Origin of the sequence: Streptomyces sp. HD, from assembly GCF_028369295.1 — a bacterium.
GTDB lineage: Bacteria > Actinomycetota > Actinomycetes > Streptomycetales > Streptomycetaceae > Streptomyces.
In genome coordinates this window covers 23,265-41,875 of the sequence record NZ_JAQMYP010000052.1, presented here as the reverse complement: position 1 = coordinate 41,875, position 18,611 = coordinate 23,265, and the positions used below count along the sequence as shown (strand labels likewise).

The window sequence follows — 18,611 nt, the reverse complement described above, 5'->3', positions numbered from 1 at the left end:
AGGCAAACGCATGGCCCTCACCACCCGTCGCAGAGCCCTCACCACCCTCGGCGCCGCCCTCGCGGGCGCGGTCGCCCTGCCCGCCACCAGTGCGCGGGCGGGTGAACACAAGCACCACCCGCGTCCGTTGTGGCGGGCGCACGCCCACAACGACTACGAGCACCCGCGCCCCCTCCTCGACGCCCTCGACCACCGCTTCGGCAGCCTCGAAGCCGACATCTACCTGGTCGGCGACCAGCTCCTCGTCGCCCACGACCCCGAGGACCTCGACCCCACCCGCACCCTGGAGTCCCTCTACCTCGACCCGCTGGCCGCCCGCGTACGGGCCAACCACGGCTCGGTCTACCGGGGCTACCGCAAGCCCGTCCAACTGCTCATCGACATCAAGACCGAGGGCTCGTCGACGTACCTCGAACTCGACAAGCACCTCAGCCGCTACAAGCACCTGTTCACGACCTACGTCCACGGCCGCGTCCTCCCGGGCCCCGTCACCGCCGTGATCTCCGGCGACCGTGCCGCCCGGGTGCCGATGGAGGCCCAGAAGGTGCGCCGCGCCTTCTACGACGGCCGGCTCGCCGACCTCGGCACCGCGGCGCCCGCCTCCTTCATCCCGCTGATCAGCGACAACTGGACGCTGAACTTCACCTGGCTCGGCGAGGGGACCTTCCCGGACGTCGAGCGGCAGAAGCTGCGGGGCATCGTCCGGGCGGCGCACTCGCGCGGCCAGAAGGTGCGCTTCTGGGCCACCCCGGACGCGGCCGGCCCGGCCCGCGACGCGCTGTGGAGCGAACTGCTCGCCGCCGACGTCGACTTCCTCAATACCGACGACCTCGCCGGCCTGGAGGCGTTCCTGGACGCCCACCGGACGGCCTAGCCGCGCCGCGCGGGAACACCACACGTTCGGAGGACAGGTCAGCCGCCCGGACGAACCCTCCGCTACGCCACACTTACGGCCGAACGCCATGAACCAGGCAAGTCGGCGTGGCGGAGGAGGTTGACGATGGCCATTTCCATCTCAGTGGTGTTGCTCTTGTTCGTACTGGCGGTGATCTTCGTCCGCAACGGCGGACTGAAGATCACCCACGCGATCGTGTGCCTACTGCTCGGCTTCTACCTGGCCAGCACCAGCATGGCGCCCACCATCCACAGCGGTCTGACGGCCACCGCGGACATCGTCAGCAGCCTCAGACCGTGACCGTCAGGGAGCCGAGAAGACTCCGATGCCGTTGGGGACGGGGCGTTCCCGTCCGTCGGACGGATGGTTCCGTACGGAGACCGCCGTATCTCCCGGCGCGCGGGCGACCAGCGTCGACGAACCGCCGCCGTCCAGGCTGAAGGCGTCCACCGAGCCCAGCTCCCGCATGACGGACGCCACCTCCGCGATGGTCAGTCCGGTGCGGTACGCGACCGCGCCGTCCAGCGCGAGCAGCACCAGACGCCGTCCGCCGTCCGCGATGCCCACCGCGGTACGCACCGCCGAGGTCCTGTCGTCCAGACCCGGCAGCGGCTGACCGTCATCGAGCACCGGGTAGCCGCCGAGAGCGAAGCGGTACGGGATCCGTGCCCCCGACGCCACCAGCCGGTGCCGTACCCGTACCGGCTCGCCCGCGTAGAACTTCCGCAACTGCTGCGCGCCCGCCTCCCGGCCCACCAGGACGGTGGTGCCCGGCGCGATCGGACCGCTCCCGGGGTGGTCGGCGGTCGACACGACCCTGCCGTGGCTGACCGTGACCTCGAAGGTGTCGGTGCTGCACGGGGCCGCCCGGTCCGTGTCCGTGCCGCAGGTCGCGCGCACCCGGGAGACACTGCCCCACTCGGGCGTGAACGCCCCGATCGAGTCCACCGGCAGCGCGTACTGGTTGAGCCCGCGCAGCGGCAGCCGGCCCTCGGGCGTACGGACCGAGCCGACGAGGCTCAGACCGTCCAGCCGGGCCCGGCGGTCGGCTCCCACGCCGAGCACGTCCTCGGTGCTCGTGCCGGGCGGCAGCGCCGGCCCGAAGCGCTGGCCGTCGGGCACCGCCGCCTTCAGGGCCCGGCCATGCGCGATCGCCGGTCCCACGCTCGCGCCGGTCGCCTCCACGCCCGGGTGCTGGGTCTCGGAGATGTTGAAGAAGTCCCCGTTCACCCCCGCCACGGCGCCCTGCGCGGTGGCCTGCTGCGAGATGGTCGCCCGCGCCGCCACCGCCCCCGGGTACAGCAGATCGAGGCGTACGCGCGGATCGCGCAGGTCGACGGTGAGGACATGGGCGTGTGCCGGGCCCCTCGCCGCCGCGATGTCGAACTCCTCGTACCGGACACCCGGCGCGATCGCGCCGGGCCCCGGCACGGCGCCGGCCGGTGCCGCCCCCACCAGGGCCGTACCGGCCAGCGCACTGAGTGCCGTGAGCAGCGTGAGTGCCGCTCTGCCCGCTCCGAACCGTTTCCGACGACGCGTCACAGTCCCCCCTGAAGTCTCGTCAAATGTCCCAGGGCTCAGGGGGATTGCACCAGACGGCGATGACCCGCGGGGTTGCTAGGCGCCGACGACCCGCGAACGGGTGAGGAAACGCACTCCCTCGGGTGCCTCCAGCGAGAAGCCGCTGCCCCGGCCCTCGACCACGTCGACGATCAGCCGGGTGTGGCTCCACGCCTCGTACTGACTGCGCGACATCCAGAACGTCACCGGCTCCGCCACCCCCTCGACCTCCAGCTCCGCGAGCAGCACGTCCGAGCCGCCCGTGCGGAACTCGCCCTCCGGGTAGCACATCGGCGCACTGCCGTCGCAGCAGCCGCCGGACTGGTGGAACATCAGCGGGCCGTGCGTCGCACGCAGACGGCGCAGCAGGTCGGCGGCCGCGGGGGTGAGTTCGACGCGCGGGGTCTCCTCGTACGGCGGGATCTCCTCATCCATGGGGCAAGGGCAGCACGGGGAACGTTGCGAGAGGGTTGCACCGGCTCTGACCACCCGCTCTGACTAACCTGCACGGGTGACCATCGAGTTGACGCTGCTGACGTCCGTCTCCCGCCGGGGCAAGGAGATCACCGCGCCCCGGCTGCGTGCCCTGCTGGCGCTGCTGGCCGCGGAGCCGCGGGCGGGCTGCGGCACCGGGCGGCTGGTGGACGGGCTGTGGCCGGACGAGCAGCCGGAGAACCCGACCAAGGCCCTGCAGATCCTTGTCTCGCGAGCCCGGTCACTGCTGGGCGGCGAGACCATCGCGAGCACGCCCACCGGTTACCGGATCGCCCTGCGCGAGGAGCAGGTCGACGCCTGGGCCGCCCAGCTGCATGCCGCCGCGTGTGCGGAGAAGGCACGGGCCGGGGACCATCACGGCGCGGTCGCCGAGGCCGACGCCGGCCTCGCACTGTGGGACGGGGGCCCGGTGGACGGCGGGCTCCTCGACGATCCCTTGGCGAGGCTACGCCTCGAACTCGCCGCGGCACACCGGGAGTTGACACGGTTGCGGGCGCTCTCGCTGGCCCGCTCGGGGCGCCGGGAGGAGGCGCTGGGGCCGCTCGGCGAGCTCGTGACCGCCCGTCCGCTCGACGAGGAACCGCTGCTGGAGCTGATGCGCTGTCAGGCGGCCACGGCGGGAGCGGCGGCCGCGCTGGCCGCGTACGACACGTACCGTCGCCGGCTGCGCGACGAGCTCGGGACCGATCCGGGACCCGCCCTGCAGGAACTGCACCAGGAGCTGCTGCGCGGACAGGCGCCCGTGGTGCGGCGCGGAGTGCCGCACGAGCCGAACCCGCTGCTCGGGCGGGAGGCCGACGTCGCCGCCGTGACCCGGCTGATCCACAGCTCCCGGGTCACCTCCATCGTCGGGCCGGGCGGCCTCGGCAAGACCCGCCTCGCCGGTGCCGTCGCGCGTGACGCCGAGCACCGGATCGTCCATCTGGTGCCGCTCGCCGGGGTCGGCCGGGACGCCGACGTCGCGGGCGAGGTCGCCTCCGCGCTCGGCGTCGGCGAGAGCCTGCGGTCCCCGTCCGGCGAGGCCGGGCCGCTCGCCGGCATCGTCGGGGCCCTCGCTCCCGGGCCCGCGCTGCTCGTCCTGGACAACTGCGAGCAGGTCGTCTCCGGCGTCGCCGACCTGGTGCGGGCCCTGGTGTCGATGACCCGCAACGTCAGCGTCCTCACCACCAGCCGCGCCCCGCTCGGCCTGACCTCCGAGGCCGTCCACCCGCTGCCCGAGCTGGACGCCGGGACCACGGTCGAGCTGTTCGTGCAGCGGGCCCGTGCCGCCCGCCCCGACGCCGAGCTGCCCGCCGACGCGGTGGCCGACCTGTGCCGCCGTCTCGACGGGCTGCCGCTCGCCACCGAGCTCGCCGCCGCCCGGGTACGGGTGATGTCGGTCGCCGAGATGGCCCGTCGTCTGGAGGACCGGTTCGCCCTGCTGCGCGGCGGGCCCAGGGACGCACCGCAGCGGCACCGCACCCTGCACGCCGTCGTCGACTGGAGCTGGAACCTCCTCGAACCGGAGGGCCGGGCGGCGCTGCGCGCCCTGTCGGTCCTCCCCGGCGGCTTCACCGCGCAGGCCGCCGAGCATCTCGTCGGCGGCCCAGACGTACTGGACGTCCTGGCGGACCTGGTCGACCAGTCGCTGCTCAAGGTGACCGACACGCCGTACGGCACCCGGTTCCGGATGCTGGAGACGGTGCGGGAGTTCGCCGCCGCCCACCGGGAGCGGGCCGGTGAGGACTCGGCGGTCGGCGAGCGGTTCCTGCGCTGGGCGGGGGACTTCGGCGTCGCTCACCACGACGCGGTCTTCGGCGCCGAGCCGTTCCGGTCCTGGCAGCTCATCCGCGCCGAGCAGGACAACCTCGTCCAGGCGCTGCGGCTCGCGCTGGCCCGCGACGACGCCGACACCGTCGCCCCGGTCACCGCCGTCCTGGCCGGTCTGTGGATCACCGAGGCCAACCACACCCGGCTGATGGCCCTCACCGAGGACACGGCCGCCCTGCTGTCCCACTACCGGCCCGGACCCGCCCACGTCGAACCGGCCCGCAGCGCCGCCGCCCTGACGACCGCCTGCAACTTCCTCGGCGTGGGCTCCGGCACCGTCCGCACACTCGTCACCCTGCGACGGCTGCCGCCCGCCGAGCCGGACACCCTGGTCCGGGCGACGGCGACGGTGCTGTGCGCGCTGCCCGAGGTGCTCGGCGACCACGACGCCCTCGACGCCCTGTGCGACAGCGACGCACCCCTGCTGGCCGGCGTCGCCAACTGGGCGGCCGGCTACGTCTGGGAGGGCGAGCGCGACACGGAGCGGGCCCTGGACGCCGCCCGCCGGACCGTGGCCGCGCTCGGCGACCGGGACATCCCGCTGCTCAGGATCTGGCCCGCCTCCCGACTGGCCGAACTGTGCCTGGAGACGGGGCGCGGCGCCGAGGCGCTCGTCCACACGCGGGCCGCGCTCGACGCCCTGGAGGGCTACGGCGAGTGGAGCGACATGGTCGGGCTGCGCTGGGGCATGATGCTCGCCAACCTCCAGACGGGCGACCTCGACGCCGCCGAGCACTGGCTGGAGCAGGCGCTGCGGCACGCCCCGGAGGGTGCCGGCCAGGATCCCTTCACGCCCGACCTGGGCGCCCGCGCCGAGATCGCCCTCGCGCGCGGCGACATCGACACGGGACTCGGCCTGTGGCGCCGGGCCGTCCAGCGGCTCGACCACACCGCTGCCCCCGTTCACGGCGACCGACTCCTCATGGAGGGCTGGGTGCTGGAGCTGCAGTCGGTCGCCCTGACCGCACACGCCCGGCACGGCAGAACCCACCTCGTCGCACCCCTCGCCGCGGCGCTGCCCGACCGGCTCACCACCCTGCTGACCGACGCCCGGGCACCCCACCATGTGACCGTCGACTTCCCGGTGTGCGGCGCGCTGCTGCTCGCCCTCGGGGCGGTCGCCCTGGCGGACGGCGAGGGCGAGCGAGGGGCCCGGCTGACCGCCCTCGCCGAACGGTTCCGTGCGCTGCGCAACTTCCAGCCGACGATGTCCTCGGCCCGGACCCGTGAGGACGCCGAGAAGGCCGACAGGGCGGCGTACGAGGACGCGGTGTCCACGTACGCCGCCCTGGACGGGGACGGACTGCGCGAGGCCGCCCTCGGCCTGGTGCGCGGGAGGATCACAGCCTGACGGGCAGGCTCAGCAGGTGGAATCCGTCGCCGGGCCAGTGTCCGAACCGCACCTCGGCGCGGTCCACGGCCAGTTCCGGCGCCGCGGTCCGCCGCACCAGCAGCTCGTCGAAGACGACGCCCGTGACCAGCCGGCCGAGGGCCGCGCCGATGCAGTAGTGCGGGCCGTGCCCGAAGGCGAGGTGACCGTCGCCCCGGCCGAACTCCCTTGTCACGTCGAGGCGTTCGGGGGCGTCGTAGGCGGCCGGGTCGTGGTCGGCGCTGAACAGGGCGATCGTCACGGCCTCGCCCTTCCTCAGCAGGGTGCCGGCGAACACGAAGTCCTCGGCGGCGTACAGCGTGGCGCCCATGCGCACCAGCGTGACGTACCGCAGGAGTTCGGGCACCGCCCGGCCGAGCAGCTCCGGCTCGGCGCGCAGTCGCGCCAGCTGGTCGGGGTGGTCCAGCAGGGCGAGCACGGCGTGTGCGAGGAACAGGGCGGGCGGGGTGATGCCGGTGTTGATCAGCAGGAAGAACATGGTGACGATCTCGTCGTCGGTCATGCCGCCGTCCGCCAGCAGTGCCGACACCAGATCGTCCGCGGGCTCGGCGCGACGCCGTGCCACCAGGTCCTTCGTGTACCGCACGACACCGCCGAGCCCTTCCACGACACGGCTGCCGTCGCCGTACGCGAAGTCCCGGATCCATCCGCACACCCGGTCCTGGTCGGCGGCGTCGACCCCGACCAGCTCGCAGATCACGGCCGTGCTCAGCGGATAGGCGAACTCGCCCAGCAGATCGGCCTCTTCACGCTCGGCGAGCGAGGCGATCAGCTCCCCTGCGGTCCTGGCCACGAAGGGCCGCAGCGCGGACACACGCCGGGCGGTGAAGGCGCGGGTGAGTGGCGAGCGGCGCCGGGTGTGCTCGTCGCCGTCGAACAGCGCCAGGTGCCCGGACAGATACGGGACGTACTCCTGGGGGAGGCCCTCGAAGCCCTGCGCCAGCAGCTCGGCCTGCGGGTCCGGCATGTCGGAGTCGGCGATTGTCGAACGGTCCCGGACCAGGCGCGGCTCGCTCAGCGCGGCCTTCACCTCCTCGTGCCGGGTGACGAGCCGCACGGGCGTGTCCAGGCCGGGCAGGACCACATGGCCGAGCCCCGGACGGGCACGCAGCTCGGCGTAGGCGCCGACGGGGTCCTCGACGAGCTCGGGGGTGAGGTGGAGGGCGTCGGGGGCGGTCGTCGTGACGGGGCACTGCCGTGGTGTGTTCATGCCCCAGAGCGTGCGGTCGCCCGGCATCGGCGCGGTTTCAGCGCGGTTTCAGGGGTGGCGGCCGGCTGCCGGCGGGGCGGGACGGCCGTACGGACATGCGCGTGCGTACGGGCATGCGTGCCTATGGGCATGTGAGGGCGTCCGGACATGCACGTGCCCTGGGCCGGTCCGCAGGCGCGGGGCCGGTCCAGGGCACGTGGGTGTTATCGCCGGTCGTTGCCGATCTTGATCACGCCCGCCGTCCGCGCGCCGCCGCCGTTGTCGTAGACGACGTCACCGGTGGACTTCTTCCAGATGCGGATACGGAAGGTGTCCGGTCCGTCGGTCGCGGTGATCCGGAAGCCGTAGCCGCCGTTGCCGCTCACCGTGCCGGAGCCCTGGTAGACGGCCTGGGTGCCGGTGACCACGAGCCAGTCGGAGCCGGTGGAGCGGAACTTCAGCCTGGCCGGGCCGAAGTCGAGGGTGGCCCTGCCGGTGGGGACGGTGGCCCCCTTGGCGTACGCGGCGGCGAAGGAGAAGACCGCCTTGCCGGCCAGGGCCGGCCTGGCCGGGTAGGCACCGGCCGGGGAGGTGATCGGGCCGGTGCCCAGCGCGGGTCCGGCGGCGCGGTCGTAGACGATCTGCTCGGGAAGCGTCGTGCGGTCCGAGCCGCCGTCGTTGTCGGTGACGGTGACGACCGGGCGACGGATGCCGGGCACGGCGTAGGTGTGCTCGGCTCGGCAGGTCGTACCCTCGACCGTGCCCGCCACCGGCTCGGTGCCGTCCTTCCAGTCGACCCGGCAGGTGTGGGTGTCGCCGACGTCGGCGTCCCGGAACCCGGCGGTGACGGTGGCGCGGTGGCCGGCCGCCATGGGGGCCGTCGGGCCCGTGGCCGAGGCGATCGCAGGGCTCCGGTTGACGATCGGGTCGATGCCCGTCAGCGTCGGGGCGACCTTCTTGAGCAGGCCATCGGAGTCGAACTCCAGCTTGTCGACGGTCGTTTCACGATGGGTGCCGTCACCGCCGGGGATGGCGAAGCGGTGGTAGGCGATGTACCACTCGTCCGTCTTCGGGACGTACACCGCCGAGTGGTGGCCGGGCCCCTTGATCCCGAGGGAGAGATCCTTCTCCAGGATCACGCCGTGCTTGGTCCACGGGCCGGTCGGGGAGGGGCCGGTGGCGTAGGCGACGCGGTAGTTCTCGTCGCGTGTGTCGTTCTCCGACCACATGAAGTAGTAGGTGCCCTTGCGCTTGATGACGAAGGACCCCTCGTTGTAGCCGCTCGGGGTGATGTCCTTGACCTTCGAGGTGTCGATGGACGTCATGTCGGCGTTCAGGGGAGCCACGTACGCGTGCCCGTTGCCCCAGTAGAGATACGACTGGCCGTCGTCGTCGGTGAAGACCGCCGGGTCGATCATCTGGCCGCTGTACTGGCCCGCCTTGAGCAGCGGCTTGCCCAGCGCGTCCTTGAACGGTCCGGTCGGCGAGTCGGACACCGCGACCCCGATGTTGGCGTCGGCGCAGAAGTAGAAGTAGTACTTCCTGTCCTTCTCGGCGATCGTCGGCGCCCACGCCCTGCTGTCCGCCCAGGAGACGTCCGGCCCGAGGTCCAGGATGACGCCGTGGTCCTTCCAGTGGACCAGGTCGGTGGAGGAGTACGCCTTGAACCGGGTGCCGCTCCAGCCCTCGAAGCCGTCGGTGGTCGGGTACAGGTAGTAGGTGTTGCCGAAGCGGACGATGTTCGGGTCGGCGTTGAGGCCGGGCAGGACGGGGCTGCGCATGACGAGCGCCGAGACGGTCCAGGTGCGCTTCTTGCCGTCGGAGCCGGTCACCTCGTACGCCACCGGCTTGCTGAGGTCCTGCACGCTGCCGGAGGCGGGGCTGATCGCCGCGCCGTGGGCGAGGGTGAACTCCGGGGCGAGGGCGGTGAGATCGGTGCCCTCCTTCATCGGCAGAGTGATCCGGCTGCCGGCGTTGTCGATGAGCGCGTCGACCTTCAGCGCCGGGTGCGTCGCCTTCGCGATGCCCGCGGTGTTGCCGCTGAGCTCCATGACCTCGGCAGCCGAGACGGCCCGGTCGTAGACACGGAAGTCGTCGACCTCGCCGCCGAAGTACGGGTCGGCCGAGTACAGGGACCGGCCGATGTAGCCGGAGTGGTCCTTGTTCGCGTCGTACAGCTCGGACGGCTTGATGGTGGTCGTCGTGCGGGCCGCCTCGATGCCGTCGACGTAGAGGACCATCGCGCCGGTCGAGCCGTCGAGGGTGACGGTGACGTGTCGCCACTCGCCCGGCGTGAGCCGCGAGCCCGCCGTCAGCTTCGACTCCGCCGACCAACTGGCCTTCGTGATCGCCGAGTAGAGGCTGGAACCGCCGTTGGACGGAGTGGCGAAGAGGTACCTGTCGCTGTCGGGCCCGAGCCCGAACAGCCACTGGAAGTTGTCGCCGCCCTTCCACTTGGCGTACGTCGAGACGGTCACGCTGTCGGCGTTCCTCAGCACGCCGTTCGGGATCTTCACATACGGCGAAGCCGAGTCGCCGGACATCTTGAACGAGCCGCCCTCGACGCCGGTACCGAAGTCCGGCGTACGGACGTAGGTGCCGTGGTATCCGTGCCCGCTGGAGTCACGGGCGATGTTGCCGCCCGTCTCGTCGAAGTCGTACCGCAGGAGCAGGTCGGCCGGGACGTCGGCGCCGTCCTCCGACACGGTGACCTCGGCGCGGACCGGTGTCGCGGCGCCGTCGGGCAGGCCGCCGGTCACGGTGAAGGTGCCGGCCTGGGCGTACTTCGAGGCGGGGACGTCCTCCCAGCCGACCGGGACGGGACGCCTGACGCCGTCCGCGTACGTCGCGATCACGGTGGCGGGCAGGACGGGGGCCTGGCCGATGCCGGTCTTCACCTCGACGTCCTCGACGCTCTGCACCAGCTGGTCCGGCTGGTAGGCACGCAGGAGGCGGTCGTACTCGGCCTGGGTGACCGGGAGCACGGTGCCGTGGCGGGGCTTGGCCGGGAGGTCGTAGCCGGTGGACGGGGTCCAGGTGCCGGAGGCCAGGTCGGTCGTCTCGAAGGGGAGGTAGCCGCGGCCGCCGAACTCGTCCAGGAAGGCGTACCACTTGTCCTCGGTGTTCGACTTGAACACCAGCGGTCCCTCGGCGGCGCTCATCGCGCCCTTGCCGATGCCCTCCGCGACCGCCGTCCAGGACGGGTCGAGGATCGAGTCGCTCTTCTCCTCGAAGATGAACTTGCTGTTGGGAGTGGAGGAGGAGTTGTTCCGCTCGTCCTTGGAGAGGCGGAAGTACGTCCCGTCGTGCTGGATCACCGTGGAGTCGATGACGGAGTAGCCGCGGTCGATCCAGACCTTGGGCTCGCTGAAGGTGTAGAAGTCGCGGGTCGTCGCGTACATCATGCGGTTGTACGTGTCGCCGGAGTGCGCCTCGTTGTCGTACAGCTTCGACGCCCAGAAGACGACGTACTCACCGCGCCGAGCGTCATAGAACGCCTCCGGCGCCCAGGTGTTGCCCGCGCTGTCGGGGGAGACCTTCACCAGCCGCTGGTTCGTCCAGTGGACGAGGTCGGTGGACTCCCACACCATGATGGACTTGCTGCCGGTGCGCTGCGAGCGGTCCCAGTCGCCGTTGCCGTAGATCCTGAGGTCGGTGGCGATCTGGTAGAACTTGTCGCCCTCCGGGGAGCGGATGATGAACGGGTCGCGCAGGCCCTGCTCGCCGAGAGTGGAGGTCAGGACGGGCTTGCCGTCGTTCAACTCCCGCCACTTCAACGGGTCGTTGCCCTTGCTGAGCGCGGCGTGGAGCTGCTCGCCGTCGGCCGTGCCCTCGCCGGTGAAGTAGCTGAACATGTAGCCCCTGAGGGCCTCCTGCTTCGGCAGCTCGGGCACCTTGGCGGTGAAGGCGCGGGTCGTCCTCGCCTCGCCCTTGGTGACGGTGGCGGTCAGCTCGACGGTGGTGTCGCCGGTGCCGTGCGCGGGGCGGTGGACCACGCCGTCGGCGGTGATGACGTCCGGGTTCGCGGAGGACCAGGTGACGTCCGTGCTGTAGGAGCCGGTCGCCGGGAGGGTGAGGTTGCCGCGTGCGTCGTCGAGGTTGTGGACGGTGAGGGCTTCGGCGGCCTGTTCGGCGGCGGTGCGGTCGTCGAAGGCGGGGAGCACCGTGACGTCGAACGTCCTGGTGTCGGTCACGGTGCCCTTCTTCAGGGTCGCCGTGAGTCTGGCGTGGGCGGCGGGCTGACCGGCGGCGGGGCGGGTCACCCTGCCGGTGTCGGACACGGCGGCGGGGTTGTCGCTGGCCCAGCTGATGGCGGAGCCGCCGGCCGTGCCGGCCTTCGGCAGGTCGAGGTCGGCGGTGACGGCGGTCGTGTCACCGAGGCGCAGCGCGGCCTTGTCGTCGGCGACGCCCTGCGTGGCGACGGGGAGGGCGAGTTGCTCGACCTCGGAGCCGGTGAGGGCGCGGTCGTATACCCGGAAGTCGCGGATCCGGCCCTTGAAGAGCTTGTCGCCGGAGTAGACCGACCTGCCGATGTAGTTGGCGGTGGTGGTGCCGGAGCCGATGGCGCCGGGCGTGATGCCGACGGACGTGTTGCGGCCGACCTCGATGCCGTCCTCGTACAGCACGCCCGTGTCGCTGGTCTGGGTGTAGGTGAGGTGCTTCCAGACCGAGCGGGTGAGGTTGTGGGAGTCGGCGGGCCTGGTCGTCTGCTCGGTCGACCAGTTGCCGCTCGCGATGGATGTGCGCAGGGAGTTGCCGGTCGCGAACAGATAGCCATTGCCGTTGCTGCCGCTGGAGTTGCCGAAGCCGTAGATGAAGTACGGCGTGGTCTGGTCGGAGTCGACCATCACGTCCAGCGAGACGGAGATCGAGTTCATGCCCTTCATGACGTCGTCCGGCACCTTGACGTAGGTGTCGGAGCCGTTGAAGGCGAGCCCCTGACCGGTGCCCGACCAGCCGGCGGTGCCGTTCACGGTCGCGTCCCGGCCGTTGCCCGAGGCGTCGGTGACGGTGTTGCCGGAGGCGGCGTCGAGCTTGTACCAGAGGGCGAGGCCGTCGGTGACCCCTGCCGAGGCGGCCGTGGCGGCGGTGTCGGCCGTGTCGGCGGCCTGTGCGGGAAGGGCCGGGGCGGCGAGCCCCAGCAACAGCGACGCGGTGGTCAGCCCGGCGAGGCGGCCCGCCAGGCGTCTCGCGCGAACACGGACGCGTGCGATGTACGGCATGTGGAGTTCCCTGCTGAGGCATGGCGGGGCCTCGGCCGTGGGCACCCTGCCGTTTCGGCTGTGTGACGTCGTGTTGCGAGAGTGTCAGCCGGGGTGTGGGGCAGCGTCAAGGGTTTTCGAACGATGTCCGACGGGTCGAACGCAGACCTTTCCGGCCCTTCAACTCCCTTCTGTTTCAGGGACGGCAAGTGCGGGTGAGCCGGTCAGCGATCGCGGCGCGCGCGGCGTGACTCGGTCAGTACGGGCAGCAGGGGCAGCAGCGAGACCACGACGACGAGGGCGACCATCGGCAGTAGGTATTCGTCGATGTCGGGGACGGACTCGCCGAGCGTGTAACCGGCCAGGACGAGGCTCTGCGACCAGAGCAGGCCGCCCACGATCTGCCAGACGGTGAAGCTCCGGGTCGGAACACCGAGCGCACCGGCCGCCGGATGCAGGACCGTCCGCACCATCGGGACGAACCGGCCGATCACCAGGGCCTTGCCGTAGCCGTAGCGGGCCAGGAGCCGCTCCGCCCGTACCGCGGTCTCCCGTACGCGGCGTCTCTCGGTGCGGGCCAGCAGTGTCCGCCCACCGTGCCGCCCGATCAGGAACCCGACCTGGGCGCCCGCCACGGCGCCGACGGCCGCGCACAGCAGCACCTGCCACAGCACCAGCCGGGGCGCCTGCTCGGCGGTTCCCGCGCACAGCACGCCGGCCGGGAGGAGCAGGGTGTCGCCGGGAAGGAAGAAGCCGACGACGAGCAGACCGGACTCCGCGAAGATCACCACGAGGACGCCGAGGGCACCGAAGGCCGCCAGCACCGAGGCGCCGTCCATCGGGTTGACGGCGATCATCGCCATCACCTCCCGACCGTGCTCGCCGGTGGCTCTGTCCGTTGCCCACCATCAAGCATCCCGTGGACGGGACGCGCGCGCCTGTCCCGGCCGTGTGTCACGGCGAGGATCCGGAGGCGTCCGGGCGTCAGCGGCTGAATTTCCAGGTCAGATGGGATTCCGTCGCCTTGATCACGGTGACCGGGATGTCGACGGTGGTGCCGTTGTTCCGCTTGCCGGTGCAGGTGATGCTGGTGCCGGCGACTGCCTAGAGGGCGGTGGGACAGGTGACGTGGACCTCCTGGCCGACCCAGGGCAGCGGGGGGGTGCCCCTATGTGTTTGGTCAAGGTGGTGGGTCAGGATGGCGGCATGACGATCTGGTTCCGGACCTACTACGAGGACGAAGATCTGTGGCTGTATTTCGAGGCCGATGACGAGGGCTGGGCAGCGCGACAGGTTGAGGTCCGGGGGAAGGACTCGGGGGCGGTGACAGCGGCCTCCTTGGAAGAGGTGCTGCACTTGCGTGATCATGCCGATTTCGCGGCGATGGGCCGCTATGAACGGCAGTACGGCGTCCTCGCCGAAGGGCCCATGGACGGCTGGGAGGACCAGCCCGAGGCAGCCGAGATCTCCGCGGAGGAGTTCGAGCGGCTGTGGACTGAAGCAAGGCGGGCTCTCGGTAATTCAGCCTGACCTGGCGGGTTGGGGTTCGTACAAGGCCCCGTTGCGGAGCCACGAAAAAGGTAACGGGGGGACCTTGCTGCGCGGCGGAGACCGCTCCTGTCCGATCTCGCTCGCTCCCCGTCAAGACGCGACCGTCTCACCAGCCGAGAGCCGCAGTGACGTAGGCGGGGAAGACGGAGACGGCCAGGCCGAGGGGGAGCAGTGGGGCCAGCGCCAGGAGGAGGGGCGTGCGGGCTGTGATCATGGCGGAGCGCAGGCGGGTTCCCGCTGCCTTGGCCGCCTCCGTGACGTGCAGGACGGACACGGCGATGCCGACCACCGCGTATGCGCAGGCGCCCATGATGCAGAGGAAGACGTAGCCGACCGCCGGGCCGGTCATCTCGCCGACGAGGGCTGCTCCCGAAAGGATCGCAACGATCACTCCGTACGGCAGGACCAGCCGCTTCGGCAGCACCTCCGAACCGCTGCGGTCCTTGGGGGTCACCTTGAAGTAGATCGGCCGGCGGAAGGTCTCCTGCACTATGGCCCCCAGCACGCCCCACGCCACCCACGGCCACCGGGCCAGCGTGAAAAGCCACAGCTCCCAGCTGACCACCGGTGCCGTATGCGGACGCAACAGACCTCGGCGCCGCAACAGCAGCAGCAGAAGCACCATGCAGGCGCCCATGGCGAAGAAATTGGCAAGGAATGCGAGGTAGTTGACGCTGACCCATACGCTGCCGGTCACGGCCGCCACCGCGGGCAGGACCAACCCGGCTATCGCGGCAAGCGCCAGGAGCGGGTAGTAGATCAGCACGATCGCGAACCGGATGCGCAGTCGCATGGGCAGCCGGTGCATGTGGCGCGGGATCATTCCGAACATCATCGCCACGAGACTGCGCGACCACTGGTATTCCTGCGTCACCATGTCCGCGAACGTCATGGGGCCCAGACCGTGCGCCTCCGCGTCGATGGCGAACGCGCCCTGCCAGCCCGCGGAGTTGAAGAGGAAGGACGTGGTGAAGTCCTCCGCCAGATCGGGCCCGAGGCCTCCGATGTCGCGCAGGGCCCGGGTGCGCACCCCGTAGTGGGACCCGATGCAGACGGGGGCGAGGCGATTCGCGTGCCCGAGCTGGAAAGGCCCGTGGAAGGGGGCCTCCCGGTACAGGCGGCCGCGGGCCGCCCATGACGTGCGGGCATTGGCGTCACAGATGCTCGGTGCCGCGACATAGCCGATGGCCTCGTCAGAGAAGGGGCGCACCACTTCCGTCAGATAGGTCGGGGACGGCTCGTGGTCGCAGTCGAGTTGGACGACGACGTCGTACAGCCAGTAGCCCCAGTGATCGTAGAAATAGGCGAGGTTGCCCTCTTTGCATCTGGTGCGGCGCGGCCAACTGCTCCGGTTGTACCCCGGCACCCCTTTCCGCGTCGAGATACGGACTTCGTGGCCCGCGCACCACTCCTGGATCTCCGGGTACGGATCCTCGTCGCACAGCCAGACGTCGTACGCGTACGGGAATTCCTGTGCCTTCATCGCCTCCAGGGTGCGCCGCGCCATGGCCCAGGGCTCGGAAGGCGCGCGGGTCACCGCGATGGCCAGCCGCACTCTCGGAATCCGCAGTGACGGTCGCACGCGGGGCAGGCGGGCCACGGCGAGGAGGAAGTAGCACGCCTGGGTGGACAGGTAGAAGAGCAGCACGCTCGTGATGATCATCCCGGCCCAGGACACCAGATGCGCCGGCTCCAGCCACCACAGCCAGAACCAGGCGAAGGCGCCCGCCCACATGGCGGCGATGCCGGCCATGATCGCCCTGTCGCGGCGGGAGAGGGTGGCCACGAATGTGCTCCGGGCGGCCCGGAGGGATCGCGGCGGCCGGGCGAAGAGCGGTCCGTGCGGCGTGATCCGGCCGACGTTGCCGTCCGAGAGATCCCTGAGCTGCAGTTCGAGGTTCCGTCGTTCCTGCTCGTCGGGCTTTCTCCCGTGACGCTTCCTGCGGCGTCGCGGATCTTCTGTCTGTAGGTGCTTCATCGGGCCCGTCCCAGCTTGTGCGTGGGATTACCGGCATTGCGATCGGTGAATTCCGGGGAATCCCATCGGTCGGTCGCCAATTCGCATTTGCGTCGTATGTTTACACCGTACACTCCTTTCGTGCGGGCGCAAGCCCCGCGCTTGACGCCATGAAACGACGGGTGCAGAGTGTCTATATACGACGTAAACATACACATAAGGATCTTCGATTCGAGCCGTACAAAGGAGCCACGCCATGCGATTGACCGTCATCGGAACCGGATATGTGGGCACGGTGCACGCCGCCTGTATGGCGGACATCGGCCACGAAGTGCTCGGCATCGACATCGACGCAGAGCGGATCGCCTCCCTGTCCGCGGGCCATGCCCCTGTTCATGAACCCGGTCTGAGCGAACTGCTCGCGCGAACCGTCCGCTCGGGGCGCCTGCGCTTCACGACCTCGCTGGCGCAGGGCTCCCGGTTCGCCAGAACCCACTTCGTCTGCGTGGGCACGCCGCAGCGCCCCGACGGCAAGGCGGCCGACCTCCGCCATGTCGACGCGGTCATCGACGGTCTCGTACCGCATCTGCGTCCGGGGAGCCTGGTCGTCGGCAAGTCGACGGTCCCGGTCGGCACCGCCGCCCGGCTCGGCAGGCGCGTCGCGACAGCGGCGAGCGACTGCCAGGTCGCCTGGAACCCGGAGTTCCTGCGCGAGGGCTCGGCCGTCCACGACACCATGCACCCGGAGCGGATCGTCGTCGGCGTCACCTCCGAGCGCGCCGACGCGGTGCTGCGCCGGGTGTACGGGCACATGCTGCGTGCCGGGGCGCCCTACTTCCGTACCGACCCGGCCACGGCGGAGTTGGTGAAGGTCGCGTCGAACTCCTTCCTCGCTGCCAAGATCTCGTTCATCAACGCGATGGCCGAGGTCTGTGAGGCCGCCGGGGCGGACGTCAGGCTCCTGGCCCGCGCCGTCGGCGCCGACTCCCGCATCGGTCCGCGTTTCCTGGCACCGGGGCTCGGCTTCGGCGGCAGCTGCCTGCCGAAGGACATCCGCGCCTTCACGGCCCGCGCCGAGGAACTGGGCGCGAACGAGGTGGTGGCCCTGCTGAACGAGGTCGACCGGATCAACACCCGCCAGCGGGCGCGCACCGTGGAACTGGCACGCAAGCTGGTCGACGGAGACTTCACGGGCCGTCGGATCGGTGTCCTGGGCGCCTCCTTCAAGCCCGGCAGCGACGACGTACGCGACTCGCCGGCGCTCGCCGTCGCGGAGGCGATGCAGGACGAGGGCGCCCACGTACGGGTCCACGACCCCGAGGCCCTGGACTCGGCACGCGCTGCCCGCCCCGGCCTCGGCTACGCGCTCGACGTGCACAAGGCGTGCGAGGAAGCCGACCTGGTGCTGCATCTGACGGCGTGGCCCGAGTACGGGCGCCTCGACCCCGCCGCCCTCGCCGCCGTGGTGCGCCGGCCGCTGCTGCTGGACGCGCGCAACGCCCTGGACGAGGAGTCCTGGCGAGCGGCGGGCTGGCACCTGCACGCACTGGGCCGCCCGCTCCGGCATGAGGCGGACCTCGCCGTGGACGGTGTGTCATGAGGGTCGTGGTGACCGGCGGCAGCGGCTTCCTGGGATCCCATCTGTGCGAGGCGTTGCTGCGCCGCGGCGACACGGTCTGGTGCCTGGACAACCACTGCACCGGTGAACCCGTGAACGTGATCCACCTGCTCGGCCACGCCCGGTTCAACCTGGTGCGCGCCGACGTCACCCACGCCTTCACCGTGCCGGGCCGCGTGGACGCGGTCGCCCACCTCGCGAGCCCGGCCTCACCGCCCGACTACGACCGGCTGCCGCTGGAAACCCTGACCGCGGGGAGCCACGGCACCAAGAACGCGCTGCTGCTGGCCCGCCGGCAGGGTGCCCGCTTCCTGCTGACCTCCACCAGTGAGGTCTACGGCGACCCACTGGTGCATCCGCAGCCCGAAGGCTACTGGGGCAACGTCAATCCGGTCGGACCGCGCAGCGTCTACGACGAGGCCAAGCGCTATGCCGAGGCCCTCACCATCGCGCACCGCCGCACGCTCGGCGTCGACGCGGGCATCGTACGGATCTTCAACACCTACGGTCCCCGGATGCGCCCGCACGACGGACGCGTCGTCTCCACCTTCGTCCGCCAGGCGCTGGCCGGCGCCCCGCTCACCATCTACGGCGACGGCAGCCAGACCCGCAGCTTCTGCTACGTCGACGACCTGGTCCGCGGCCTGATCGCCATGCTCGACAGCCACCACGCCGGGCCGGTCAACCTGGGCAACCCCGCCGAGTGCACCGTCCGTGAACTGGCCGCGCTGGTGCTGGCGGTCACCGGCTCCGCCTCCCGTCTCGACCACCGGCCACTGCCCGTCGACGACCCCGCACGCCGCTGCCCCGACATCTCCCGCGCCCATGAACTCCTCCGCTGGGCGCCCGAGATCGACCTGGAGGAAGGGCTGCGCCGCACCGTCGACTGGTTCCTCAAGGTCCTCGGCGGGGGACGGCTCAGGCAGCCGTTGGCGAGCTGATCCCC

Annotated in this window: 13 protein-coding genes; 7 read left to right on the top strand and 6 right to left on the bottom strand. The window is 71.1% G+C overall.

All coding sequences use genetic code 11. The features are described 5' to 3' along the window. Window positions 1–10: 10 nt before the first annotated feature. Window positions 11–874, top strand: coding sequence for a phosphatidylinositol-specific phospholipase C/glycerophosphodiester phosphodiesterase family protein (locus POF73_RS36520; RefSeq protein WP_272123514.1), 864 nt, complete (start codon window positions 11–13; stop codon window positions 872–874). Between the two features lie 126 nt (window positions 875–1,000). Next, window positions 1,001–1,195: a hypothetical protein gene (locus POF73_RS36515; protein ID WP_031485866.1), complete on the top strand. Its 195-nt coding sequence runs from the start codon at window positions 1,001–1,003 to the stop codon at window positions 1,193–1,195. A 3-nt stretch (window positions 1,196–1,198) separates the two neighbouring features. Here POF73_RS36515 and POF73_RS36510 read toward each other — a convergent pair whose 3' ends face one another. Next, the gene (locus tag POF73_RS36510) at window positions 1,199–2,437 is read right to left on the bottom strand and encodes a phosphodiester glycosidase family protein (RefSeq protein ID WP_272123513.1); all 1,239 of its coding nucleotides are present in this window, start codon (window positions 2,435–2,437) and stop codon (window positions 1,199–1,201) included. 75 nt (window positions 2,438–2,512) lie between these two features. Continuing rightward, a complete protein-coding gene (locus tag POF73_RS36505; RefSeq protein WP_272123512.1) occupies window positions 2,513–2,890 on the bottom strand; it encodes a DUF779 domain-containing protein in 378 nt (125 codons plus the stop codon). Window positions 2,891–2,966: 76 nt separating this feature from the next. Between POF73_RS36505 and POF73_RS36500 the strand changes: the two genes are divergently transcribed. Further along, entirely contained in the window at window positions 2,967–6,110 is a 3,144-nt protein-coding gene (locus POF73_RS36500; protein ID WP_272123511.1) for an ATP-binding protein, read from the top strand. Here POF73_RS36500 and POF73_RS36495 read toward each other — a convergent pair. From POF73_RS36495 to POF73_RS36485, 3 genes are all read right to left on the bottom strand, one after another. Continuing rightward, a complete protein-coding gene (locus POF73_RS36495; protein WP_272123510.1) occupies window positions 6,100–7,359 on the bottom strand; it encodes a cytochrome P450 in 1,260 nt (419 codons plus the stop codon). The two genes, POF73_RS36500 and POF73_RS36495, sit on opposite strands and share 11 nt — an antisense overlap. Window positions 7,360–7,562: 203 nt before the next feature. After that, a complete protein-coding gene (locus POF73_RS36490) occupies window positions 7,563–12,560 on the bottom strand; it encodes a family 43 glycosylhydrolase (protein ID WP_272123509.1) in 4,998 nt (1,665 codons plus the stop codon). A 203-nt stretch (window positions 12,561–12,763) separates the two neighbouring features. Further along, window positions 12,764–13,396: a DedA family protein gene (locus POF73_RS36485; protein WP_272123508.1), complete on the bottom strand. Its 633-nt coding sequence runs from the start codon at window positions 13,394–13,396 to the stop codon at window positions 12,764–12,766. Between the two features lie 41 nt (window positions 13,397–13,437). On the opposite strand from POF73_RS36485, the gene POF73_RS36480 reads away from it, so the two are divergent. Continuing rightward, window positions 13,438–13,647: a hypothetical protein gene (locus POF73_RS36480; protein WP_272123547.1), complete on the top strand. Its 210-nt coding sequence runs from the start codon at window positions 13,438–13,440 to the stop codon at window positions 13,645–13,647. 98 nt (window positions 13,648–13,745) lie between these two features. Beyond that, the gene (locus POF73_RS36475) at window positions 13,746–14,069 is read left to right on the top strand and encodes a hypothetical protein (RefSeq protein ID WP_272123507.1); all 324 of its coding nucleotides are present in this window, start codon (window positions 13,746–13,748) and stop codon (window positions 14,067–14,069) included. Window positions 14,070–14,196: 127 nt separating this feature from the next. Here the strand turns inward: POF73_RS36475 and POF73_RS36470 are convergent, their stop codons facing one another. Next, entirely contained in the window at window positions 14,197–15,876 is a 1,680-nt protein-coding gene (locus tag POF73_RS36470; RefSeq protein ID WP_272123506.1) for a glycosyltransferase family 2 protein, read from the bottom strand. Window positions 15,877–16,303: 427 nt separating this feature from the next. On the opposite strand from POF73_RS36470, the gene POF73_RS36465 reads away from it, so the two are divergent. Next, the gene (locus POF73_RS36465) at window positions 16,304–17,647 is read left to right on the top strand and encodes a UDP-glucose dehydrogenase family protein (RefSeq protein WP_272123505.1); all 1,344 of its coding nucleotides are present in this window, start codon (window positions 16,304–16,306) and stop codon (window positions 17,645–17,647) included. Next, complete coding sequence (locus POF73_RS36460; RefSeq protein ID WP_272123504.1) at window positions 17,644–18,606, top strand: UDP-glucuronic acid decarboxylase family protein; 963 nt, start codon at window positions 17,644–17,646, stop codon at window positions 18,604–18,606. Before POF73_RS36465 ends, POF73_RS36460 begins: the two co-directional genes overlap by 4 nt. Window positions 18,607–18,611: the final 5 nt, after the last annotated feature.

Coding starts and splice junctions, on each gene's coding strand:
- POF73_RS36460 (WP_272123504.1), top strand. CDS start 17,644: ATGAGGGTCGTGGTGACCGGCGGCAGCGGCTTCCTGGGATCCCATCTG.
- POF73_RS36495 (WP_272123510.1), bottom strand. CDS start 7,359: ATGAACACACCACGGCAGTGCCCCGTCACGACGACCGCCCCCGACGCC.
- POF73_RS36490 (WP_272123509.1), bottom strand. CDS start 12,560: ATGCCGTACATCGCACGCGTCCGTGTTCGCGCGAGACGCCTGGCGGGC.
- POF73_RS36465 (WP_272123505.1), top strand. CDS start 16,304: ATGCGATTGACCGTCATCGGAACCGGATATGTGGGCACGGTGCACGCC.
- POF73_RS36485 (WP_272123508.1), bottom strand. CDS start 13,396: ATGATCGCCGTCAACCCGATGGACGGCGCCTCGGTGCTGGCGGCCTTC.
- POF73_RS36520 (WP_272123514.1), top strand. CDS start 11: ATGGCCCTCACCACCCGTCGCAGAGCCCTCACCACCCTCGGCGCCGCC.
- POF73_RS36515 (WP_031485866.1), top strand. CDS start 1,001: ATGGCCATTTCCATCTCAGTGGTGTTGCTCTTGTTCGTACTGGCGGTG.
- POF73_RS36475 (WP_272123507.1), top strand. CDS start 13,746: ATGACGATCTGGTTCCGGACCTACTACGAGGACGAAGATCTGTGGCTG.
- POF73_RS36505 (WP_272123512.1), bottom strand. CDS start 2,890: ATGGATGAGGAGATCCCGCCGTACGAGGAGACCCCGCGCGTCGAACTC.